This is a genomic window from Methylotuvimicrobium alcaliphilum 20Z (assembly GCF_000968535.2).
Classification (GTDB): Bacteria; Pseudomonadota; Gammaproteobacteria; order Methylococcales; family Methylomonadaceae; genus Methylotuvimicrobium; species Methylotuvimicrobium alcaliphilum.
The window spans coordinates 2,620,063-2,640,930 of record NC_016112.1 but is presented as its reverse complement, the minus strand read 5'-3'; the positions used below and the strand labels follow the sequence as shown (position 1 = coordinate 2,640,930).

Below are 20,868 nucleotides of genomic sequence, written 5' to 3'. Positions count from 1 at the left end.
AATCTTTTTAAAAATCATAGAGGTAACAATATGTCTGCGGTAGTAGCTGAACATGACGATCATCACGATCATCACGACCATGGTCCGGAAAAGGGGCTGTTAAGATGGATCATTACCACCAATCACAAGGATATCGGTACACTGTATTTGCTGTTTTCATTAGCAATGTTTTTTCTAGGCGGCGCGATGGCTTTGGTTATCCGCGCGGAGTTGTTCGAACCGGGATTGCAGTTTGTTGAGCCCCAGTTCTTCAACTCCATGACGACAATGCACGCGCTGATCATGGTATTCGGTGCGGTCATGCCTGCATTTGTTGGATTAGCCAACTGGATGATCCCATTAATGATCGGTGCGCCCGATATGGCGTTACCACGTATGAACAACATGAGTTTCTGGCTACTCGTGGCCGGTGCATTGATGCTCGCGAGCACTTTGTTCATGGAAGGCGGTGCCCCAGCCTCGGGTTGGACCTTGTATCCCCCATTGGTGTTGCAAACCGGCGCCGCGCTACCGTTCGCGATCTTCTCTGTGCATTTGCTCGGTATTTCATCGATCATGGGCGCGATCAACATCATCGCTACGATCTTCAATATGCGCGCACCCGGCATGACGCTGATGAAAATGCCATTGTTCGTATGGACCTGGTTGATCACTGCATTTCTGCTGATTGCGATCATGCCGGTTTTCGCCGGTGCGGTGACTATGCTATTGACCGACCGTTTCTTCGATACCAGTTTCTTCGATGCAGCCGGCGGCGGCGATCCTGTCCTTTATCAACATATTTTCTGGTTCTTCGGTCATCCGGAAGTTTATGTAATGATTCTGCCGACCTTCGGTGTCGCTTCGACAATCATTCCTGTCTTTGCGCGTAAACCGTTGTTCGGTTACAGCTCGATGGTCTATGCGACCGCATCGATTGCATTTTTATCGTTCATCGTATGGGCTCATCACATGTTTACGGTCGGTATGCCGGTTGCCGGAGAGCTTTATTTTATGTATGCGACGATGCTGATTGCGATTCCGACCGGCGTTAAAGTTTTCAACTGGACCGCGACCATGTGGAAAGGCTCTATGACCTTCGAAACACCGATGCTTTTCTCGATTGCATTCGTCGTACTGTTCACGATGGGCGGGTTTACCGGCTTGATGATGTCGGTCGCGCCTTCGGATTTCCAATATCACGACACCTATTTCATCGTTGCGCATTTCCACTACACGTTGGTTCCGGCTTCGATCTTCATCTTGATGGCGGCAGGTTACTTCTGGCTGCCGAAATGGACCGGCAATATGTATGACGAGAAATTGGGACAACTGCACTTTTGGTTGTCGGCGATTTCGGTCAACGTATTATTCTTTCCTCAGCATTTCTTAGGACTTGCCGGCATGCCGCGCAGAATTCCCGACTATGCCGTACAGTTTGCAGATTGGAATATGGTATCGAGTATCGGTGCATTCGTATTCGGTTTCAGCCAGTTGCTGTTCTTGTATATCGTGATCAAAACGATTAGAGGCGGAACCGGCGAAGAAGTCACCGGCGAAGTTTGGGAAGATGCATCTAAACATAGTTTGGAATGGACTTTACCTTCTCCGCTTCCATACCATACATTCACGACACCACCGAAAGAAATTCCAACCGAGCATTTCTAATCGGGCTACGGTGCGCCGTAGCCGTTCAGTAACGGATCGACTTTTTTAAAGACTTTACCCGCTTTACGGCGGGTAAAGCGGTGATGTTATGAATACGAAAACAAAGAATATTTTGACAGCAGTTGTGCTGGTCGCTGTCGCGATTGCGATATATGTGTTTGCGGTTTTAAGAGCTATTTCGCAATGAATGATGATACGAAGCAAAAAAACAGAAAACTGGTTCGCAATTTAGTATTGATTGCGGTGGGCATGTTCGGTTTCGGTTATGTGCTGGTTCCGATTTACGATGTATTTTGCGACATAACGGGCCTGAACGGAAAAACGGCCTCGGTTGCGGCCGCAGAAACGGCACGCGAAGTCGATGAAAGCCGTGAAGTGACTGTTGAATTCGTCACTTCGTTGAACCAAGCCGCGCCGATGGAGTTTCGTGCCGAGACGTATAAAATGAAGGTGCACCCCGGACAATATTATACGGTTAACTTTTATGCCGAAAACCTTACCGATAAGCCGATGATTGCCCGGGCGATCCCCAGTATTACGCCGGGTCAGGCTGCGGAATTTTTCACAAAGACGCAATGCTTTTGTTTTGACGAACAAAGTTTCGAAGCCCATGAATCTAAAACGATGCCGGTTCGTTTCGTCGTAGATCCGAAACTGCCTGAAAAGTACAAAACAATTACGCTTGCATACACATTTTTCGATAACACTGAATTATCAGTAAAAAAGCAAAAATAGGGGAAGGTTATGTCTACAAACGCTTATTACATTCCGCATAAGGCGACCTGGCCGATTATTGGAACCGGAGGGCTTATGCTGACGTTGGCAGGTTTTGCCAATGTGTTAAATGGCTCCTCGATCGGTTCGGCGATGATGATTATGGGCTTCGTCGTATTTATTATCATGCTAGCCGGCTGGTTTACGCTTCAGGCTGTTGAAAGCGAATCGGGAATGTACAGTACTCAAGTCGGTATTTCCTATCGCATGGGCATGATGTGGTTCATTTTTTCGGAAGTCATGTTCTTTGCGGTATTCTTCGGAACCTTATGGTATACGCGAAACCTTTCAGTGCCTTGGCTTGGCGGTTTCGGCGACGGTCCCGGACGTGCGACTCATGAAACCTTGTGGCCGGCATTCGAAGCGATGTGGCCGACTAACGGACCGGGTGAAATCGGCGGCGAATACGAACCGATGGGGGCTTGGGGTTTACCGTTTTTAAACACATTAATTCTGTTGACAAGCGGCGTTACTTGTACCTGGGCGCATCATGGTTTGTTGGCAAAAAACCGTGACCAGCTTATTAAAGGCCTGATTGCAACGGTTGCGTTGGGTTTTCTGTTCGTCGGTTTTCAAGCAATGGAATATCACGAAGCCTATACCGAAATGGGCTTGACCTTAGGTTCAGGTATTTACGGGTCGACATTCTTTATGCTAACTGGCTTCCATGGTTTCCATGTTTGTGTCGGTGCGATTATTCTTTCTGTGGTATTGTTTCGCAGCTGGAAAGGTCATTTTAAACCGGAGAATCATTTCGCATTCGAAGCGGCGGCTTGGTACTGGCATTTTGTCGACGTGGTCTGGTTAGGATTATTTGTCTTCGTTTACATGATGTAAGTCGATAACAGGGCATCAAATTAAAGCGCTGCCTGCCAGGCAGCGCTTTTTTTTTGTCGTTCGATTTAAGAAAGGTTAAAGGTGAAAGGGGCAAGATGAAAGAGGCAAGATGAAAGAGGCAAGATGAAAGAGGCAAGATGAAAGAGGCAAGATGAAAGAGGCAAGATGAAAGAGGATCTGTGCGGGACGGGTTATTTAACCCGTCCCCAACGTTTCGGATTGGTTTTGCTGCGGTCGAAGCGCTCAGGGTTCCCCGGAAGTTATCGTTCCCACGCTCTGCGTCACTGCCATTAAGTTAAGGGAAACCCGTCATTCCGCCATGGACTGGCGGAATCCAGTGCCATGGATGGCAAGCTTTTGACGCACATTCGATCCTGAATGCCAGTATTACTTATTTTGTGACGGCTTAACTTAACCTGATTAGCAAGTTTCTTCAGCTAAAGCCCAAAAAACCAGCATATCCCTAGCGGGACGGGGTTTGCAACCCCGTCCCGCAGAAGTGGCTACGACTGGCCACTGCTCGGACAGTTGACTTCGGCAAGCTGAAGCATCTTGCTAATCAGGTAACTTAATGGCAGTGACGTTGGAGCGTGGGAACGGGGGGGTATGAATAATTACTTTCGAATTGGGTTTGTTTCGGTCGAAACGCTCAGGACGGGCTTACAAACCCCGTCCTGCTTGAGAGATGGGTTTTATTGGCTTTGTTCCGCTTGAGGCGGTTTTTTTGCATGAATGGCCGAGCCGATACCGTGAGGTTTTAATAAGCCGAAGGCCATCGCCAGAAACAATAAAATGAATAACACGATTGATAATGAAATTCGGACTGTTAATGCTTTGACGGCTTTATCCGACCGGTTTTCCGGTTTGCGGACAACGATATGATAAAGTGCGGAGCCCAGGCTGATAAGGATTGCAGCAAACGCAATAATGAAGATAGTTTTAATAAGCATAAAAAGTCTAAAAGCGATCGATGATAATCGGGTATTCTCAACGATTAATCGACGCTTGCCAATAGGACAATCCAAAAATCATGACGATCAAAATCGGTCTTTGTAATCTTAGACTCACATTAATTCCATCAATCGCCTATGTGTTGTTGATGGTTCTACTGATTTCGCTAGGAAACTGGCAATTATCCAGATCTTCGGAAAAAGCCGCCTACCTGGCCGAACAGGAGAAACAAAGCCAATTACCGCCGTTGTCGTTTACATCGGAGTTGCCGGTCGATGCCGCGAGTATTCGTTATCGAACTGTCGAATTAACCGGGCGTTACGATACCGAGCGTCAATTTTTGCTGGATAATCAAATTAGACACGGAAAGGCCGGGTATTTCGTGATGACGCCGTTGCTGCCGGAAAACTCCAATACGGCAGTCTTGGTTAATCGGGGATGGATTGAAGCGGGTCGCGATCGACAAACGCTGCCTGATATTACCTTGCAAGAAAGCAAGGTTACCGTCCAAGGACGAATCAATGCTTTTCCGGATGTCGGTTATCATCTGGAAGGTGCGGAAATTCCAACCGATACTTGGCCGTCTCTCGTGCAACTGATCGACAGCAACATTATTGCTGAGAAACTGGGTTATCCGTTGGCCGATTATCAAATTGAACTACACCCAGCCGAGGATCAAGGTTATTTGCGGGAATGGCATATCGCGACTGTCATACCGCCAGAAAAGCATGTTGCTTATGCGGTGCAATGGTATGGCTTGGCTTTAACTTTAACGGCTTTATTTATATGGTACGCGTGCAAAACAAAACATGAATAATCAACAGAAAAAAAATCGCAACCTAATTCTGATTATTTTCGGAATGTCGATCATCCCGTTTCTTTTTGCGTGGTATTTAAAAGAACATCCCAATCTACTTAAAGGCGCAACCAATCATGGCGAATTGATTATTCCGCCGTTACTGACCGAGCGCCCCGATCTAATTGGTATCGATTCATTCTCGGCCGAAAATATTGACGAATTAAAAGGCCGCTGGGTTTTAATCAATGTGGTGCCTGACGCGGATTGCGATCAAACCTGCCTCGATGCCGTTTATAAGTCCAAACAACTCTTACTGATGATGGGCAAAGAGTTAACCCGTATCCGTCGAACGGTGATATTGCTGAATCCCGATGCCGAACAGCATATAAAGACGTGGTGGCAAGACGACGACCGGCTGTTAAAAATTCGCCCCAGTGCGGATTTACTGAAGCAGATGACAAAGCTCAACGGAACCGGGATCGCGAACGGTGTGCTGTTGATCATGGATCCATTGGGCAATATCATGATGCGTTATCAGCCCGGATTTAACCCTTATGATGTAAAGAGCGATCTTAGAAAATTACTTAGTGTTTCGCAAATCGGATAAACCATGTTTAGAAAAATTACCTTTGTTTCCGCCTTTTTAGCTTTATTGCTTATCGTAGCCGGTTCCGTCGTCAAGTTGACCGGAGCGGATTTGGCATGCCTCGACTGGCCTGAATGCTACGGTCAATGGTTTATCGCCGATAATGCCGAGTTTAAAGCCTCGGCCGAACAGCTTTATCCGGGAAAAGCGGTCGATGTAGGTAAAGCTTGGCAAGAAATGGCGCGCCGCTATGTATTCGGCTTATCGATGTTGACCGTGTTGCTGTTGGCATTGATCGCATGGCGCCAGCAATATCAACGGTCCGTGGCGACAATTGGCGCGGTGGCGTTGCTTATCGTGGCGACTGCGCAAGTATGCACGGCCGTCAAAGCGGTCGAATTGAATGCGATGCCGATTATAGTCACTGCTCAGGCATTGCTTGGATTTATTCAGTTTTGGCTATTGAGTTGGCTATTTGTACGATTAAATCCTGCCTTAAATAAGCTAGGTCGAATAAGCGGTCCCATCTGGCTTGCCGGGTTCGCCGGCTTGTTGGTGTTGGTGCAAACCCTATCCGGTTTATGGGTTAACGCCAATCATGCGGGACAAGTCTGCAGCGGTTTTCCCCAGTGTAACGGGCAATGGTGGCCGCAAGCCGATTACCGTGCCGCGTTGAATATATTCAATGGTCTGGTCACCGGTTATCAAGGAATTTTATCCTACGATGCACAGGTGGCTGCCCATTGGTTGCATAGAGTCTTTGCCCTGCCGATTTTTGTTGTCTTAACTTGGCTGGTGCTGCGAGCCACCTCGGCTAATTGCGCCAAACCGGTCAGAAAAGCCGGCATGATGCTGAGTATTTTACTGTTCGTACAAATCGGTTTTAGCGTAATTGCTGCCAAATACGGACTACCGGCATGGTCGGCCATTGTGCATAATTTTGTTTCGGCAATATTGATGCTGCCGTTGCTCGCGATCGCCGTTTATAGCCGTTACGGATATGCGGGCGAAGTGTTGGCCGGCGAAACGGTCGAGCGTCCTGTCGCCGAGGTTGAAGCTGCCGAAGCAGTAATCGAAGTCGGCTATGTCGAGCCGGAACCGGAATCGCTGGCGCGTCGTCTCAAGTCGCAGCTGCAGAAAACCCGGTCCGGCCTAAGCGGATTGATGGCAACGATTCCTATTGGTCAAAAAGCCATCGACGACGATTTACTGGAGGAAATCGAAGCTAGATTATTGATGGCCGATATCGGTATCGAAGCGACGACAGCAATCATTCGGCGATTGACCGATAGTCTCGAACGGCATCAATTAAACGACGGAGAAGCATTGGAAAATGCGCTGAAACAAGAATTATTGGCTATTCTTAAACCTTGTGATGATCCCTTACAGATTCCCAAACAAGATAAACCTTTCGTGATTTTGGTAGTCGGCGTCAACGGTGCCGGCAAAACTACGACGATCGGTAAAATGGCCAAGCGCTTTCAATCTCAAGGCCATAGTGTGATGCTGGCAGCGGGCGACACCTTCAGGGCAGCAGCGGTCGAACAGTTGCAAACCTGGGGCGAGCGGAACAACATCCATGTTGTCGCGCAGCACACCGGCGCCGACTCGGCCTCGGTGATTTATGACGGTGTGCAATCGGCACACGCTAAAGGTGTCGACGTATTGATTGCCGATACTGCGGGACGTTTACACACCAAATCTAATTTGATGGACGAACTGAAAAAGGTTAAGCGCATTATCGGAAAGCTCGATGAAACCGCGCCGCACGAGGTTTTGTTGGTTCTAGACGCGGGAACGGGTCAGAACGCGTTGTCTCAGGCGAAACAATTTAACGAAACTGTGGCATTGACCGGTATCGCATTAACCAAATTGGACGGCACCGCGAAGGGCGGCGTTATTTTTGCGTTGGCCAAGCAATTAAGCGTACCGATTCGTTTTATCGGTATCGGCGAAGGGATCGATGATTTGCAGGATTTCGATGCAGAACAGTTTGTCGACGCCTTATTTGCCAAAGATCAATAGGATTATGCTCAAATTCGATCATGTCAGTAAACGTTATCCCGATGCCGGCGATGCATTGCTGGATGTCACGTTTCATCTACAGCGCGGCGAATTCGCTTTTTTGACTGGCCATTCCGGAGCCGGTAAAAGCACTTTGTTGAAGTTGATCGCGGTCATGGAAAGATGTTCGCGAGGGCAAGTTTTGTTGGACGGGCAAAATCTGAACAAGGCGTCCGATCGGCAAATACCCTATATACGAAGGAAGCTGGGCTTAATATTTCAGGATTATAAATTGTTGCAAGATAGAACCGTTTTCGACAATGTCGCATTGCCATTGGTCGTGGCGGGTTACAGTCATTTTGATATCGGTCGGCGCGTTCGAGCTGCGCTCGATAAGGTCGGCTTGCTGGGTAAGGAAAAAAAACTTCCGCAGACTTTGTCCGGCGGCGAACAGCAGCGCGTCGGTATTGCCCGCGCCGTTATAAACAAACCTCCGTTGATTCTCGCTGACGAGCCGACCGGTAATTTGGATCCGGAATTGTCGTCCGAGATTATGAAATTATTTGAGGATTTTCAACAAGTCGGCGTAACGGTGTTGATTGCCACACATGATATCGCTTTGGTTGAGCGAATGGGACATCGTGTATTGCAATTGGATCATGGTCGCTTGGTCGCAAGTTAACAGATGAAAAAGCCGAATATCAACCACAGAAGACCGCAACCTCGACAGAAAAAGGAAGCCCGGCGAAAAGTTGTTTCCGGTAAGCTAAGCGCTATGCTGCAGGCTTATCTGGATATTCATGCGCAAGCCTTGTTTTCCAGTTTAGGTCGTTTGGCGCGCGCGCCGGTGACATCGCTGATGACCGTCAGCGTATTATCCATTGCAATTTCGTTGGCCGCCGGATTTTATCTGTTGGTCGCCAATATTCAACAATTAACCGGCGGACTCGAAGATAGCAATCAAATTTCGTTGTTTTTAAAAGATCAAGTCACTGATGATGCCGGCGTAAAGTTAGCCGAGAAAATTAAAAAATTCGATCATATACAGGAAGTTAAGGTTGTTACGAAAACCCAAGGGCTCGCCGAGTTTCGCGAATATAGCGGTTTCGGCGATGCACTGAAGGCGTTGGATAAAAACCCCTTGCCGACAGTCATTCAGGTTATGCCGGAACATAGCCTCGAAGAAGGACCGCAACTGGACGAATTGTTTAAAAAATTAACGGATTTACAAGAAGTCGATTTTGCACAATTGGATATGCAATGGATCAAACGCTTGTATTCGATCATGGAACTGGCGGATCGTGGCGTTACGCTGCTCAGTTTTATATTGGCCCTAGCCGTATTATTCATTACCGGCAATACGATAAGACTGGAATTACACAACCGGCGTGATGAAGTGATCATCGCTAAACTGGTGGGCGCGACCCATCGCTTTATTCAAAGGCCGTTTTTGTATACCGGTTTTTGGCTGGGTTTTTGTTCCGGCATTTTGGCTTGGATTACTGTGACGGTCATGCTTTTTATTCTGCAGCAGCCGATCGATCGATTGTCCGGTCTTTATGACGGTGTATTTTCGATGCGTTATTTGAGTCTCGGCGAAATGATGTCGTTAATTGCAATTTCTTCACTGCTCGGAATAGCAGGGGCTTGGGCGGTTCTTTGCTATCAATTAAGACTGACTAGGCCCGAATAAACCGAGAGTTAGTTTCAGTCCTTGATTTATATACCCATCGTAGATCAAAATTCGGCACCGGGGCGTCCTGTCAAGCGAGTAACGAACCCGCTACAAAACTCATAGCTCCAGGAAGTTATTTTTCACGAAATCCTTAGACATAAGTCGAGACTCGAATAGCGAAGGTGTATGTTTACCGAATAGCCTTAAAGCCGATATCAGTTCGATAATAAATGCCATCCCATTGTATCTCGGCGGTTAATGCATAGGCATTGACTTGAGCATCCTTAATCGTTTCACCCAAAGCGCAAGCACACAATACGCGCCCTCCCGATGTAACGATGTCATTGCCTTGCAACTGAGTGCCGGCATGAAAGACTTTTCGGTCGTCTAGTTCCGATTTAGGAAGGCCCGTGATAACGTCGCCTTTTCGGTAGTCGCCCGGATAACCGCCTGCGGCTAAGACAACGCCAAGTGCGGCGCGTTCCTCCCAATCGGTTTCGACTGTATTTAGGGTTCCTTCTAGGGCAGCTTCGCAAAGTGCGGTCAAATCGCTTTTTAGGCGCATCATGATCGGTTGGGTCTCCGGGTCGCCGAACCGGCAATTGTACTCGAGAACTTTGAGCGAACCGTTTGGCGCGATCATCAATCCGGCGTATAAAAATCCTGTGTAAGGATTGCCGTCTTCAATCATGCCTTGCAGCGTCGGCTCGATGACTTCGCGCATGACTCGATCATGGATTTCCGGTGTTACGATAGGGGCAGGGGAATAGGCACCCATGCCACCGGTGTTCGGCCCTTTATCGCCGTTGTCGCGGGCTTTGTGGTCTTGCGAGGTGGCCATGGGCAAGGCATGTTTGCCGTCGGCAATGACGATGAAGCTAGCTTCTTCTCCGGCCAAAAATTCTTCGATCACGACGCGATTGCCGGCTGCACCGAAGGCATTTCCGGATAACATGTCTTCGACTGCGCTAGTCGCTTCGGCGACGGTTTGCGCGACAATCACCCCTTTACCTGCCGCGAGTCCGTCGGCTTTGACTACGATCGGCGCCCCTTTGGCTTCGATATAGGCTATCGCTTCGGCGGTATCGGTGAAGGTTTGGTATTCGGCAGTCGGTATGTTGTGGCGCGCCATGAAGTCTTTGCAAAAGGCTTTCGATCCTTCTAATTGCGCGGCTTGAGCAGTGGGTCCGAAGCATTTTAAGCCGGCTTCTTGAAAGCTGTCGACGATGCCTTTGACCAACGGCGCTTCGGGGCCGATGATGGTTAGGTCGATTTCTTGTTGTTTGGCAAAGGCTAGTAATGCGCTAACGTCATCAGCCGCAATGTCGACATTTTCGAGGTTGGGTTCTAATGCGGTTCCGGCATTGCCTGGCGCAACGAAGACTGTTTCGGCTCTAGGGGATTGCGCGGCTTTCCAAGCCAGGGCATGTTCGCGGCCGCCGCCGCCGACAATAAGAATTTTCATTCGGTTTCTCAAGGTTGGGGTTTTTAATTAATACCTAGAAAAGCATTTCACCATGAAGGCCATGAAGAATAAGAAGTTAAGTAATTATTCAGCATAAGTCATGTATGAGAAGGTGTCAGACATTGATTTATAAGGCTGTCTGCAACAGGACGTTGCAGTCAGAGCTTACAGGGATGTATTCACGCGTCCTTAGAAATCAATGCCTGACACCAACCTACCGCATGCGCTGAATAGTTACGAAGTTAATTCAATAACTTAATCTGCCTTGGTCAATCATTTTTGTTTTCCTAAAAGGTTAGTTGCTATTTTAGGGTAAGTGTTTGAAATACTTCATGAACTTCATGGTGAATAAATTTTTTTATGATGTGTTCGCCGATCCTTTCACACTCTCTTTAGTGCCGGAAATGGCGCATGCCGGTAAATACCATTGCGATATCGTGCTCGTCGGCCGCCGCAATGACTTCGTTGTCGCGCATCGAACCTCCGGGTTGGATTACGGCCGTGATGCCGCATTCTGCGGCCGAATCGATGCCGTCGCGAAACGGAAAGAAAGCGTCCGATGCCATTACCGATCCCGGCACGGACAATCCTTCGTCGGCGGCTTTGATGCCGGCGATTTTAGCTGAATATACACGGCTCATTTGTCCGGCCCCGACTCCGATCGTTTGACCGTTTTTGCAATAGACGATCGCATTGGATTTGACGAATTTGGCTACCTTCCAAGCAAACATCAAGTCGGCGAGTTCTTGGGTGGTCGGGGCGCGGCGGCTGACAACTTTTAGTTCGGCTTGCGCCACGATGCCGTGATCGCGGTCTTGCACCAATAATCCGCCGGTGACTTTTTTGTAGTCGAAGCCGGGCTCGTTACCGCTGGTCCAGATGCCCGTTTCGAGAACCCTGACATTTTGTTTTTTCGCAAGAATAGCGCGTGCGGCGTTGTTAACTGTAGGCGCGATAATGACTTCGACGAATTGGCGTTCGATGATGGCCGAGGCGGTTGCTTCATCGAGTTCTCGGTTGAAAGCGATGATGCCGCCGAATGCCGAGGTTGGGTCGGTCGCATGGGCTCTGTCGTAAGCCTCTAGGATAGTGTCCGCAATTGCGACGCCGCAGGGATTGGCATGTTTAACGATGACGCAGGCGGTTTGCTCTTCGAAGGACTTGACACATTCAAGTGCAGCGTCAGAGTCGGCGATATTATTATAGGAAAGTTCTTTACCTTGTATTTGATTTGCGGCGGCGATGCTTCCTGCAGCGGGGTTGCGCTCCCGGTAAAAAGCGGCCGATTGGTGAGGGTTTTCACCATAACGCATGGTTTGTTTGAGTTTAAACTGCAAATTCAGGACTTCGGGATACGTTTGGTCATTCACCTGGCCCAGGTAAGCTGAAATTGCGGTATCGTAATTTGCGGTATGTTGAAAACATTTCAAGGCTAGGCTGAAACGTGTTTCTTGGGATAAGCCAATGTTATTTTCTCTCAATTCCGACAAGATGGCTTCGTAATCCCTTGGGTCCACGACGACAGCGACATCATTATGGTTTTTGGCGGCCGCGCGGATCATTGTCGGTCCGCCGATATCGATATTTTCGATTGCAGTTTCCAGGTCGCAATCCGGTCTGGCGATGGTTTTTTCGAACGGATAAAGGTTAACCACGACCATGTCGATCGCAGCGATGCCGTTGGCGGCCATCACTTCATCGTCGATGCCGCGCCGGGCCAATATGCCGCCGTGTATCTTCGGATGAAGGGTTTTGACTCTTCCGTCCATCATTTCCGGAAAACCGGTATAGTCGGAGACTTCAATAACAGGAATGTCTTGTTCAGCCAAGGCTTTTGCCGTACCGCCGGTAGATAAAACTTCAATGCCTAAGTCGTTCAGTGCTCGGCAGAATTCAACGATGCCGTATTTGTCGGAAACGCTGACTAGTGCGCGAGTAACTTTTTTGTACATGAGTGGAGCCTCGGGTAAGGAGTGTTGATCGATATCGAAAAGGGTTTCAGGTATCACTGGGCAGTTAAGCCACAAAAAATAGAAAGTTTATGAAGATCTTAGGGGTTATAGAAAGGGTATTCGTCGATAATCGACAATTCGATTAATGCCTTTTTCTTTTTCGTGGTTAAAATTTTTAGGTAGCCAGGAAAGATAATAGCCTTGAACGAGAGCGGTATTAGTAAAAATAACCCAGCTTTAATAAATGTAGTTCCATAATGTTTTTTATTTTCAATATCCTATTGTTACTAAATGTTCAGGCTGTGTTAAGAAATACCGTATTGGTCCAGTTTTTTACGTAAGGTGCTACGACTTAAACCGAGCACTTTGGCAGCCTTGGTTTGGTTATAACCGGCATGCTGTAGTGTGACTTCCAGCAGCGGCTTTTCGACTTCTCCGATGACCATTGCGTGGAGTCCTGCGGCATCATGACCGTTTAGTTGCGAAAAATAGAGCTCAATGGCTTGTTTGACCTGTGTAGACAATGGTATTGCGGTCGGTATTTTATTGTCAATATTAATCACCTTGGCGGATTGTTGAGTTGCTTCCATATTATGCAGCACGATGGTATGAAAAATGCCGGAATGCCGAGTCGATACGCTGAATTTGTTCGGTCGGCTGTTGAGCTCGGTTGATAGCATTGCGAATTTCGACAGGTAAGATGCCGAGCCTGTCAAAATACCAACCGATATGTTTGCGCGCTATTTTAACACCGCTTAGGTTGCCGTAGAAACTATATAATTGTTGTACATGACTCAATAAAGTTTCGCGGGTCGAGTCGATAGTTCGCGGTTCTAAGGGCTCGCCGCTGCGTAAAGAACTGATTATGTCGCTAAAAATCCAAGGGTTGCCTTGAGCGCCGCGGCCGATCATCAGCGCATCGGCCCCCGTTTTTTTCAAGACATAACGAGCCTTGTCGGCCGAGTCGATGTCACCGTTCGCGATGACCGGGATAGCAATGTTTTTTTTGATTTGCTTGATGGTTTCGTATTCGGCGTTGCCATTGAATTTGCAGGCGCGTGTTCGGCCATGTATGGTCAGTGCGTCAATGCCGGCGTCTTCGGCTATTTTAGCGATAGCCGGCGCATTACGATTTTGTGGATCCCAGCCGGTGCGGATTTTCAATGTGACCGGCACCGAAACTGCCTCGACGACGGCTTCGAGAATGCGTTTGACTAGATCCTCATCTCTCATTAGAGCGGAGCCGGCTGCGACTGCACAGACTTTTTTGGCCGGACATCCCATGTTGATATCGATGATATCGGCGCCCCGGTCGACGTTAAGTTTAGCGGCGTCGGCCATTTGTCGCGGATTTGTTCCGACAATCTGCACCGAACGTAGGCCCGTTTCGCCGCTGTGGTCGGCTTTTAATAAGGTGCGTTTATTGGTTTGCAATGACGGCAGGGAGCTGACCATTTCAGATACGGCAAGTCCTGCGCCGAATTGTTTGCAGAGCGTTCTGAACGGACGGTCGGTAATTCCGGCCATTGGGGCGAGAATTAGATTGTTCTCGAGAGTATGCGGTCCTATTTGCATGGTTTTAGTTAGCGGTTAACAGTTAGTAGTGAATAGGATTTGGTCGTAAATAACTTCCCTATTTTACGGAGGGTTCGGTTGCTCGATTGGCAGGTGTCGGCGGCAGGGCAGATTTTTGCTCCTCGGCAATTGCTCCTGCATTGCCCTAATACACGCCATCCTTGGCGTAATGCAAAATCTGCATTCATGCCATCCATGGCAATTAGATTCCGCCGTCAAGCCTACACGGACGTATTCACCCAGCACCTAAATTCTATAGCCCTTTGGCTATAGTAATTATCTTGCATAATTTAGGTGCTGGGTTCACGGCGTCCTGTCAAGCGAGTTACCGAGCCCTCAACAAAGCTCATAGCTCCAGGACGTTATTTATCATGAAATCCATAGTGGTTTGGGACCTTGGGGCGTACCTTGATTCGAGGGTATGATTTTTAGTATCGTGCCGTGGAATGCGCTATTGAGGCTAGCTAAATCTCCCGCAAAACTTTTAGCTGCTAAACCATTATCCATTCACGATTCACTATTCTCCATTTCCTATTCACTTTTCTCTTTTTCAACTTCGTCATTCCAGATGGGGTTAACGCGGTCTTCCGTGTTAAGTTTATCTTCATCGTGTTGATAAATATGCCAGAACGATTTATCGATAGCGCCGTTTTTATAGTTTTCTTTTTTCTCGTGACCGAATGGGCACCACCAATTTTCAACGATTTTGACCATGTAAGTATGCCATTCGAATAAACCGACGCTGAGTGGGCAATACCAAGTACAGTTGAATATCCAATAAAGTTTCGATTGTGAAGGACTCAATTTGAATGATGGGTCCATTGTAATTTGGTTTTTTAAGTTATAGCGGTGGGTCGAGCGGGCCGGCAAGAAGTCGGATAAGGTTTTGAGGTCTTTGGCCCCGATCAAGCGTAAATGTAGATAGGTTAAGTAAGCGCTAGCAAATACGAATGGTAACGTCAGTATCGGTAAATAAATCAACGGTACCCCGATCGCTCTTTTCCAAACAGGAACGTTTCGGTAATTGCGTCCGATGGCAACGCGGTGAGCGCAGGAATTGCAGGCTTTCATGGTTAATAAACCTCTTTATTGGGTGGTGTGATTGGGTCGTCGGGTTGATTGGCGTCGGCGCTTTGATTTTCGTTGAGCAGTTGATAAATACTCAAACAACCGGCACAGCAGAAGAGTAACTGTTTTGTGGGTGTGTCGAGTGTAAATCCTTTTATTTCAACCGATTGGCCGCATAATGCGCATGGCGGCTTTTTTGCTTCAGCAGACATGTAACGAAACGATCATAAGCTTGGAGAAACGGCGCAAAAAAACGTCTTTAGATAATCCGTTTCGGGTATTGCCGGGTGTATCGGGTGATCGGGACCCTGTCCTACAGCGGCAAAAAAAATTAAATGTCGATCTATATGGCGCGCGGAAGATCTTAGGATCTCGTGGAGCGCATCGCGTCCTAGATGGTGTGAACAGGATGCTGAAACCAGTATGCCGTTCGGAGATAATATTTGCAAGGCTAAATGATTGAGTCGCCGGTAGGCTTCGTAGCCCTGCTTAAAATCTTTTTTGCGTTTAATCAATGCGGGCGGGTCAAGGACGATAATATCGTAATGTCGGTTATCTTGACGTGCTGTCTTCAGAAAATCGAAAACATCGCTATGCACGAACTTCATCTTAGTTTCCACGCCGTTTAATTGCGCATTGTTCGATGCGAGTTTCAGTGCATTTTCGGAGGCATCGACGCAAGTGACTTCGGAGGCTCCGGATACGGCGGCAGGAATACTCCAGGCCCCGGTATAGCAGAACAGATCCAATACGCTTCGTTCTTTACATAGTTGCATAAGACGATTGCGGCTGTCGCGATGGTCGTAAAACCAGCCGGTTTTTTGGCCTTCTTGAATATCGACTCTAAATAAGCAGCCGTTTTCCTCAATGATCATTGTTTCCGGCAAACTGCCGTAGATGATTTCGTTGTCTAAAGGCAAGCCTTCCAAAGCTCGTTGACCATTGTCGTTTTTCAATACGATGGCTTGCGGGTCAAGCAGGTCGATCAGAGCGGTCAGTAAGTCGTCTTTGTGGCGTTCAATGCCGGCGGTCGTGATTTGCACCGATAAGACATCGCCGAAACGGTCCACAACCAAGCCGGGTAGGCCGTCGCTTTCTCCGAACACAAGACGATAATAAGGTTTGCCGAAGAGTTGTTCGCGCAGTTGCAATGCGGTATTGAGTCGTTTTTTAAAAAATTTGATACTACAGCTCAGATCGGATTTTCTGGAGAGTAAACGCGCGCAAATCAGGGTGTGTGGATTGATATAGGCGCTTCCCAACGCTTTGTCGTCAGCCGCAAGTATATTAACCAGTTGCCCAGGTTCAAAATCGTTGAGCACGCTTCGTTTGGTGTCGATTTCATTACTGAAAATCCATAAATGGCCTTGGCGCAAGCGTCGGTCTTCGTTTTTCTTTAAATAAATTTCAGGATGCGGCATGAATTAAATGAGTTCGAAAGTATAGCCGCCGACCGAAGTGCCGGGTGCGGCGATGGCGAGACCGATTTCGATAGTTTCGTGAGGCGCAATTTTGTCGGTGCGGAAAGTTAAATTGTCCGGTGTAAATGCGCGTTGCGCGAACGGTTCTCCGGAAAGCTTCAATAAAGTTAGTTTTACGCCCGGATGCGGTTGGGCGAATTCAGCCTGATTGTTGATGATGGCTTTAAAATAGTAATTTTGATCGGCCGTCAAGATCAGCGAGCTCGCTAAAACCGAAAAGTCGGCCAGGTTTCTGTAATCGGGTAATGAACAGCTTAAATAAGAACACGCTTCAATGAACCAGGGTCTGAATCTTTCGTGTTGTAATGCCGAAGGACCTTGGAAATAGATAATTTGTACGCATAGCAGTATGATGCCGGCGGCTACGGATAAATTCCATAAAAGCGGATTCGTCGGCTTGCGGTCTTGTACCCAAGGCAGCTGTTCTTCAGATGGGGGTAATGCAACATTCGCCGGTGTGTCGCTAAGTCGTTGCAGTGCATCGAATTGCGTCGAGCATTGGCTGCAGCGGATTATGCCCCGAGTTTCGCGTAATTGATCTATTGTCAACGTTTGCGGGTGGTGGCATTCGGGGCATTGTGTGAACATCGCTTATGTATCCTTTCGACCGTCAAGGCGGCACCAGTCTTCTTGGATTGTCGGCGGATTGATTGAAATAAACGGCCGGTACGCTGCGCTAACGGCTTCGGCTTGTTCTTTCAAAATGCCGGATAAAACCAAGGAGCCGGCAGGAGCGAGTAATGAGGCAATTTTACCGGATAATTCAATTAGCGGTTGAGCCAATATATTTGCTATGACGACGTCGGCGGTGCAGCTGCAAGCCGCGAATTGTTCCGGTAAATAGCATCGAATTTTATCGGCAATGCCGTTTTTCATCGCATTGTCGTGTGTCGCTGTTAGTGCCTGCGGATCGATATCGATAGCATGAGCTTCACGAGCGCCGAGCAACACAGCGGCAACCGCCAGTATTCCCGATCCGCAGCCGTAATCGATGACGGTTTTGTCGCTCAGGTCATGTTCGGCAAGCCATTCCAGGCACAATGCGGTAGTCGGATGCGTGCCGGTACCGAAGGCAAGCCCCGGATCGAGAGTCAGGCAAACCGTGCCGGGCTCTTGTTGCTCTTGTCCGGTCGGACAAACCCAAAGGCGATCGGCAAACTTCATCGGATGATAATGTTCCATCCAGGCTCTCTCCCAGGCTTGGTCTTCCAGAATCTCTGCCGACCACTCCTTGAGCGAATGCCGATTAAAAGCGTCGAAGACTCGTGCTTTAATGTCTTCCGGCTGGGTATCGAGCTCAAACAAAGCGATGACTTTTGTATTTGGCCAGATCTTGGTTTCGCCGGGGAGGGGCTCATAGACCGGTTGGTCTTCGGCGTCCATGTAAGTAACCGAAACCGCGCCCAGATCGCTGAAATAATCCGAAAGTTCGGGCGCCGAGACTTCGTCGGTAATCACGCTTAATTGATGCCAAGACATAAAGCTATTATTGTTGATTAAAGGAGGGTATTTGCTGGAAATGCTTACTCAGCTGGGATCTTGCGGTCGGGTCAGCGATAGCGTAACCCGACCCAATCAAGCATGCTAGTTTAAGTCCAATAGCTTTTCAAGATAGTGAATGTTGCGTTGTCCGGCGATGAATCCGGAGTCGGTCATGATGTCTTTTTGGAGCGGTATATTCGTTTTTATACCGTCGATCACCATTTCGTTCAATGCGGTCGTCATTCTTGCAATCGCACTATTGCGGTTTTCGCCGTGCGCGATTAGCTTGCCGATCATCGAGTCGTAATAGGGCGGTACTTTGTAACCGTTATAGATGTGCGTTTCGCATCGTATGCCGGGGCCTCCCGGCATATGGAATTGATGGATTGTGCCGGGGCAGGGCATGAAGGTTTTAGGGTCCTCGGCATTGAGTCGGCACTCGATCGCATGACCCTGAATTTTGACTTGCTCTTGAGTAATCGATAAGGGTAAGCCGTAGGCGATACGTAATTGTTCCTTAACAATATCGAAGCCGGTGACCATTTCGGTAACCGGATGCTCGACTTGAACCCTCGTATTCATTTCTATGAAGAAGAATTCGCCTTTTTCATATAAGAATTCGAAAGTTCCGGCGCCCAGGTAGCCGATATCGCGGCAAGCTTTGGCGCACAATTCGCCCATACGGTTACGTTCTTCGTCGGTAATGCCGGGAGCGGGCGCTTCCTCGACGACTTTTTGGTGCCTGCGTTGCATCGAGCAGTCACGCTCGCCAAGATGGATCGCATTACCGTGCGAGTCGGCCATCACCTGGAATTCGATATGGCGGGGGTCTTCCAGGAATTTTTCCATGTACACAGTATCGTTGCCGAATGCGGCAGCCGCTTCCGCTTTCGTCATGGTAATGGCATTGATCAATGCGGCTTCGGTATGTACGGTACGCATTCCGCGTCCGCCACCGCCGCCGGAAGCTTTAATGATAACCGGGTAGCCGATTTCCTGAGCCATTTGCAGGTTTTGCTTATTATTGTCGGTCAACGGATTGCCGTTGCCCGGCACACAGGGAATGCCAGCCGCTATCATTGCCTTTTTTGCGGCGATTTTATCGCCCATTATGCGGATCGTATCTGCATTCGGGCCGATGAAAACAAAGCCGCTTTGCTTTACTTTTTCCGAAAAATCGGCATTTTCCGATAGAAAGCCGTATCCCGGATGAATGGCTTCGGCATCGGTGACTTCGGCTGCGCTGATGATGGCTGGGATATTTAGATAACTATCGGTGGATGGGGCGGGGCCTATGCAAACCGACTCGTCGGCTAGCCTAACATGTTTTAGATCCCGATCCGCCACAGAATGTACCGCGACAACCTTGACTCCAAGTTCACGGCAGGCACGCAAGATGCGCAACGCTATTTCGCCTCGATTGGCGATGACTATTTTATCGAACATGATTAAATACCTTTGGGCTGTTATTCAATGACAAACAAAGGTTGGTCATATTCGACGGGTTGGCTGTTCTCAACCAATATTTGCGTTACTGTGCCGGTTTTATCGGCTTCGATTTGGTTGAGGATTTTCATCGCTTCTATGATGCAGAGAGTATCGCCCGCTTGAACCGATTGCCCGATATCGACAAAAGGCTTGGCGCCGGGAGAAGCGGACCTGTAGAAAGTGCCGACCATCGGCGATTTTACAATGTGACCGGTTATTTTTTTCTCGGCCGGTTCTACAGGGCTTGGTGCGGGTGCCGAAGATGGGGCGGTCGGGGCGAATTGAGCCGGTGCGTAGTTCACTTGCGCGGCATTCGAGTAACGACTAATTCGGACGGATTCTTCCCCCTCACTGATTTCTAATTCGGCAATATCCGATTCTTCGATGAGCTCAATTAGTTTTTTTATTTTTCTAATATCCATTGTGTTATGTTCTCTTTGCTAATATCTCGTGAGCGGCCGTTAAGGCCAATTCGTAACCGATGGCTCCCAGTCCGCAAACAACTCCCACGGCAATATCCGAAAAATAGGAATGTTTTCTAAAAGCTTCCCGGGCATGTACGTTCGACAGGTGCACTTCAATGAAGGGAATCTTGGTCGCCAGCAATGCGTCGCGTATCGCCACGCTGGTATGAGTAAAAGCTGCTGGATTAATAATGATAAAATCGACATCGTTGGAAAAAGATCGATGAATTAGTTCCACGATTTGGTGTTCGGCGTTATATTGGTGAAAAAGGACCGTGTGACCAAGAGTCGAGGCGGATTTTTCCATCGCCAGCTGTATATCGGCTAAGGTTTTGCTACCGTAATAGGTAGGTTCTCTTAGACCCAGCAGATTCAAGTTCGGACCGTTAATAACGCAAATATTCGCCATGCAATTGAAGTGCTAATTTAGATTCGGTGCCGATAATTCTCCCTAATTTAAGCACGTTTGTCCATATTTATGTCATTTAACACAAATACGCCGTAAAAACTGGATCTTTTAAGAACTTTGCTTGATTTATACTCCCTTTTGATTGAAAAATCGTCTAAGAATAAAAAGGCATGGGATGTGTCTATCGAGGACCGCCGTTCACCCAGCACCT

General features: G+C 48.2%; 21 protein-coding genes. 8 read left to right on the top strand and 13 right to left on the bottom strand.

Annotated elements, in window-relative coordinates:
• Positions 1 to 30 precede the first annotated feature (30 nt).
• The 3 genes from ctaD to MEALZ_RS11330 all read left to right on the top strand — a co-directional run bounded on the left by ctaD (position 31) and on the right by MEALZ_RS11330 (position 3,258).
• On the top strand, positions 31 to 1,647 hold the full coding sequence (gene ctaD / locus MEALZ_RS11340; protein ID WP_014148776.1) for a cytochrome c oxidase subunit I: 1,617 nt from the start codon (positions 31 to 33) through the stop codon (positions 1,645 to 1,647).
• Positions 1,648 to 1,830: 183 nt separating this feature from the next.
• Positions 1,831 to 2,382 carry a cytochrome c oxidase assembly protein gene (locus tag MEALZ_RS11335; protein ID WP_014148775.1) on the top strand — a complete coding sequence of 184 codons (552 nt, stop codon included), beginning with the start codon at positions 1,831 to 1,833 and terminating at the stop codon, positions 2,380 to 2,382.
• 9 nt (positions 2,383 to 2,391) lie between these two features.
• On the top strand, positions 2,392 to 3,258 hold the full coding sequence (locus MEALZ_RS11330; protein ID WP_014148774.1) for a cytochrome c oxidase subunit 3: 867 nt from the start codon (positions 2,392 to 2,394) through the stop codon (positions 3,256 to 3,258).
• Positions 3,259 to 3,950: 692 nt separating this feature from the next.
• Here the strand turns inward: MEALZ_RS11330 and MEALZ_RS11325 are convergent.
• Entirely contained in the window at positions 3,951 to 4,208 is a 258-nt protein-coding gene (locus MEALZ_RS11325; RefSeq protein WP_046061117.1) for a twin transmembrane helix small protein, read from the bottom strand.
• A gap of 80 nt (positions 4,209 to 4,288) precedes the next feature.
• Between MEALZ_RS11325 and MEALZ_RS11320 the strand changes: the two genes are divergently transcribed.
• The 5 genes from MEALZ_RS11320 to ftsX are packed head-to-tail and all read left to right on the top strand — an operon-like array spanning position 4,289 to position 9,291.
• Positions 4,289 to 5,026 (top strand): SURF1 family protein, encoded by a 738-nt coding sequence (locus MEALZ_RS11320; protein WP_014148773.1) that lies wholly within the window; start codon positions 4,289 to 4,291, stop codon positions 5,024 to 5,026.
• Positions 5,019 to 5,615, top strand: coding sequence for a hypothetical protein (locus tag MEALZ_RS11315; protein ID WP_014148772.1), 597 nt, complete (start codon positions 5,019 to 5,021; stop codon positions 5,613 to 5,615). The genes MEALZ_RS11320 and MEALZ_RS11315 overlap by 8 nt, the downstream gene beginning before the upstream one ends.
• Before the next feature lie 3 nt (positions 5,616 to 5,618).
• The gene (ftsY, locus tag MEALZ_RS11310; RefSeq protein ID WP_014148771.1) at positions 5,619 to 7,619 is read left to right on the top strand and encodes a signal recognition particle-docking protein FtsY; all 2,001 of its coding nucleotides are present in this window, start codon (positions 5,619 to 5,621) and stop codon (positions 7,617 to 7,619) included.
• A 4-nt stretch (positions 7,620 to 7,623) separates the two neighbouring features.
• Positions 7,624 to 8,280: a cell division ATP-binding protein FtsE gene (gene ftsE / locus MEALZ_RS11305; protein ID WP_046061116.1), complete on the top strand. Its 657-nt coding sequence runs from the start codon at positions 7,624 to 7,626 to the stop codon at positions 8,278 to 8,280.
• 3 nt (positions 8,281 to 8,283) lie between these two features.
• Positions 8,284 to 9,291, top strand: a complete 1,008-nt coding sequence (gene ftsX / locus MEALZ_RS11300) for a permease-like cell division protein FtsX (RefSeq protein ID WP_014148769.1) — start codon at positions 8,284 to 8,286, stop codon at positions 9,289 to 9,291.
• A 172-nt stretch (positions 9,292 to 9,463) separates the two neighbouring features.
• Here ftsX and purD read toward each other — a convergent pair whose 3' ends face one another.
• From purD to aroQ, 12 genes are all read right to left on the bottom strand, one after another.
• A complete protein-coding gene (gene purD, locus MEALZ_RS11295; RefSeq protein WP_014148768.1) occupies positions 9,464 to 10,738 on the bottom strand; it encodes a phosphoribosylamine--glycine ligase in 1,275 nt (424 codons plus the stop codon).
• Between the two features lie 392 nt (positions 10,739 to 11,130).
• Complete coding sequence (gene purH / locus MEALZ_RS11290) at positions 11,131 to 12,690, bottom strand: bifunctional phosphoribosylaminoimidazolecarboxamide formyltransferase/IMP cyclohydrolase (RefSeq protein WP_014148767.1); 1,560 nt, start codon at positions 12,688 to 12,690, stop codon at positions 11,131 to 11,133.
• A gap of 305 nt (positions 12,691 to 12,995) precedes the next feature.
• Positions 12,996 to 13,280: a helix-turn-helix domain-containing protein gene (locus MEALZ_RS11285; RefSeq protein ID WP_014148766.1), complete on the bottom strand. Its 285-nt coding sequence runs from the start codon at positions 13,278 to 13,280 to the stop codon at positions 12,996 to 12,998.
• 1 nt (position 13,281) lies between these two features.
• Positions 13,282 to 14,265 carry a tRNA dihydrouridine synthase DusB gene (gene dusB / locus MEALZ_RS11280; protein ID WP_014148765.1) on the bottom strand — a complete coding sequence of 328 codons (984 nt, stop codon included), beginning with the start codon at positions 14,263 to 14,265 and terminating at the stop codon, positions 13,282 to 13,284.
• A 531-nt stretch (positions 14,266 to 14,796) separates the two neighbouring features.
• The gene (locus MEALZ_RS11275; protein WP_014148764.1) at positions 14,797 to 15,336 is read right to left on the bottom strand and encodes a hypothetical protein; all 540 of its coding nucleotides are present in this window, start codon (positions 15,334 to 15,336) and stop codon (positions 14,797 to 14,799) included.
• Positions 15,337 to 15,338: 2 nt separating this feature from the next.
• Entirely contained in the window at positions 15,339 to 15,545 is a 207-nt protein-coding gene (locus MEALZ_RS11270; RefSeq protein ID WP_046061115.1) for a hypothetical protein, read from the bottom strand.
• A gap of 12 nt (positions 15,546 to 15,557) precedes the next feature.
• The gene (locus MEALZ_RS11265; RefSeq protein ID WP_014148763.1) at positions 15,558 to 16,754 is read right to left on the bottom strand and encodes a class I SAM-dependent rRNA methyltransferase; all 1,197 of its coding nucleotides are present in this window, start codon (positions 16,752 to 16,754) and stop codon (positions 15,558 to 15,560) included.
• Positions 16,755 to 16,757: 3 nt separating this feature from the next.
• The gene (locus MEALZ_RS11260; protein ID WP_014148762.1) at positions 16,758 to 17,402 is read right to left on the bottom strand and encodes a zinc-ribbon and DUF3426 domain-containing protein; all 645 of its coding nucleotides are present in this window, start codon (positions 17,400 to 17,402) and stop codon (positions 16,758 to 16,760) included.
• Positions 17,403 to 17,405: 3 nt separating this feature from the next.
• Positions 17,406 to 18,293, bottom strand: coding sequence for a 50S ribosomal protein L11 methyltransferase (gene prmA / locus MEALZ_RS11255; protein ID WP_014148761.1), 888 nt, complete (start codon positions 18,291 to 18,293; stop codon positions 17,406 to 17,408).
• A gap of 105 nt (positions 18,294 to 18,398) precedes the next feature.
• Positions 18,399 to 19,742 (bottom strand): acetyl-CoA carboxylase biotin carboxylase subunit, encoded by a 1,344-nt coding sequence (accC, locus tag MEALZ_RS11250; RefSeq protein WP_014148760.1) that lies wholly within the window; start codon positions 19,740 to 19,742, stop codon positions 18,399 to 18,401.
• Between the two features lie 20 nt (positions 19,743 to 19,762).
• Entirely contained in the window at positions 19,763 to 20,206 is a 444-nt protein-coding gene (accB, locus tag MEALZ_RS11245; protein WP_014148759.1) for an acetyl-CoA carboxylase biotin carboxyl carrier protein, read from the bottom strand.
• A gap of 4 nt (positions 20,207 to 20,210) precedes the next feature.
• The gene (aroQ, locus tag MEALZ_RS11240) at positions 20,211 to 20,657 is read right to left on the bottom strand and encodes a type II 3-dehydroquinate dehydratase (protein WP_014148758.1); all 447 of its coding nucleotides are present in this window, start codon (positions 20,655 to 20,657) and stop codon (positions 20,211 to 20,213) included.
• Positions 20,658 to 20,868: the final 211 nt, after the last annotated feature.

Excerpts from the sequence above, each read along its gene's own strand:
- MEALZ_RS11285 (WP_014148766.1), bottom strand. The coding sequence starts at position 13,280 with ATGGAAGCAACTCAACAATCCGCCAAGGTGATTAATATTGACAATAAA.
- MEALZ_RS11325 (WP_046061117.1), bottom strand. The coding sequence starts at position 4,208 with ATGCTTATTAAAACTATCTTCATTATTGCGTTTGCTGCAATCCTTATC.
- dusB (WP_014148765.1), bottom strand. The coding sequence starts at position 14,265 with ATGCAAATAGGACCGCATACTCTCGAGAACAATCTAATTCTCGCCCCA.
- ctaD (WP_014148776.1), top strand. The coding sequence starts at position 31 with ATGTCTGCGGTAGTAGCTGAACATGACGATCATCACGATCATCACGAC.
- MEALZ_RS11275 (WP_014148764.1), bottom strand. The coding sequence starts at position 15,336 with ATGAAAGCCTGCAATTCCTGCGCTCACCGCGTTGCCATCGGACGCAAT.
- purH (WP_014148767.1), bottom strand. The coding sequence starts at position 12,690 with ATGTACAAAAAAGTTACTCGCGCACTAGTCAGCGTTTCCGACAAATAC.
- MEALZ_RS11335 (WP_014148775.1), top strand. The coding sequence starts at position 1,831 with ATGAATGATGATACGAAGCAAAAAAACAGAAAACTGGTTCGCAATTTA.
- MEALZ_RS11320 (WP_014148773.1), top strand. The coding sequence starts at position 4,289 with ATGACGATCAAAATCGGTCTTTGTAATCTTAGACTCACATTAATTCCA.
- ftsY (WP_014148771.1), top strand. The coding sequence starts at position 5,619 with ATGTTTAGAAAAATTACCTTTGTTTCCGCCTTTTTAGCTTTATTGCTT.
- MEALZ_RS11265 (WP_014148763.1), bottom strand. The coding sequence starts at position 16,754 with ATGCCGCATCCTGAAATTTATTTAAAGAAAAACGAAGACCGACGCTTG.
- MEALZ_RS11330 (WP_014148774.1), top strand. The coding sequence starts at position 2,392 with ATGTCTACAAACGCTTATTACATTCCGCATAAGGCGACCTGGCCGATT.
- prmA (WP_014148761.1), bottom strand. The coding sequence starts at position 18,293 with ATGTCTTGGCATCAATTAAGCGTGATTACCGACGAAGTCTCGGCGCCC.
- MEALZ_RS11315 (WP_014148772.1), top strand. The coding sequence starts at position 5,019 with ATGAATAATCAACAGAAAAAAAATCGCAACCTAATTCTGATTATTTTC.
- MEALZ_RS11270 (WP_046061115.1), bottom strand. The coding sequence starts at position 15,545 with ATGTCTGCTGAAGCAAAAAAGCCGCCATGCGCATTATGCGGCCAATCG.
- accC (WP_014148760.1), bottom strand. The coding sequence starts at position 19,742 with ATGTTCGATAAAATAGTCATCGCCAATCGAGGCGAAATAGCGTTGCGC.
- aroQ (WP_014148758.1), bottom strand. The coding sequence starts at position 20,657 with ATGGCGAATATTTGCGTTATTAACGGTCCGAACTTGAATCTGCTGGGT.
- ftsE (WP_046061116.1), top strand. The coding sequence starts at position 7,624 with ATGCTCAAATTCGATCATGTCAGTAAACGTTATCCCGATGCCGGCGAT.
- ftsX (WP_014148769.1), top strand. The coding sequence starts at position 8,284 with ATGAAAAAGCCGAATATCAACCACAGAAGACCGCAACCTCGACAGAAA.
- accB (WP_014148759.1), bottom strand. The coding sequence starts at position 20,206 with ATGGATATTAGAAAAATAAAAAAACTAATTGAGCTCATCGAAGAATCG.
- purD (WP_014148768.1), bottom strand. The coding sequence starts at position 10,738 with ATGAAAATTCTTATTGTCGGCGGCGGCGGCCGCGAACATGCCCTGGCT.
- MEALZ_RS11260 (WP_014148762.1), bottom strand. The coding sequence starts at position 17,402 with ATGTTCACACAATGCCCCGAATGCCACCACCCGCAAACGTTGACAATA.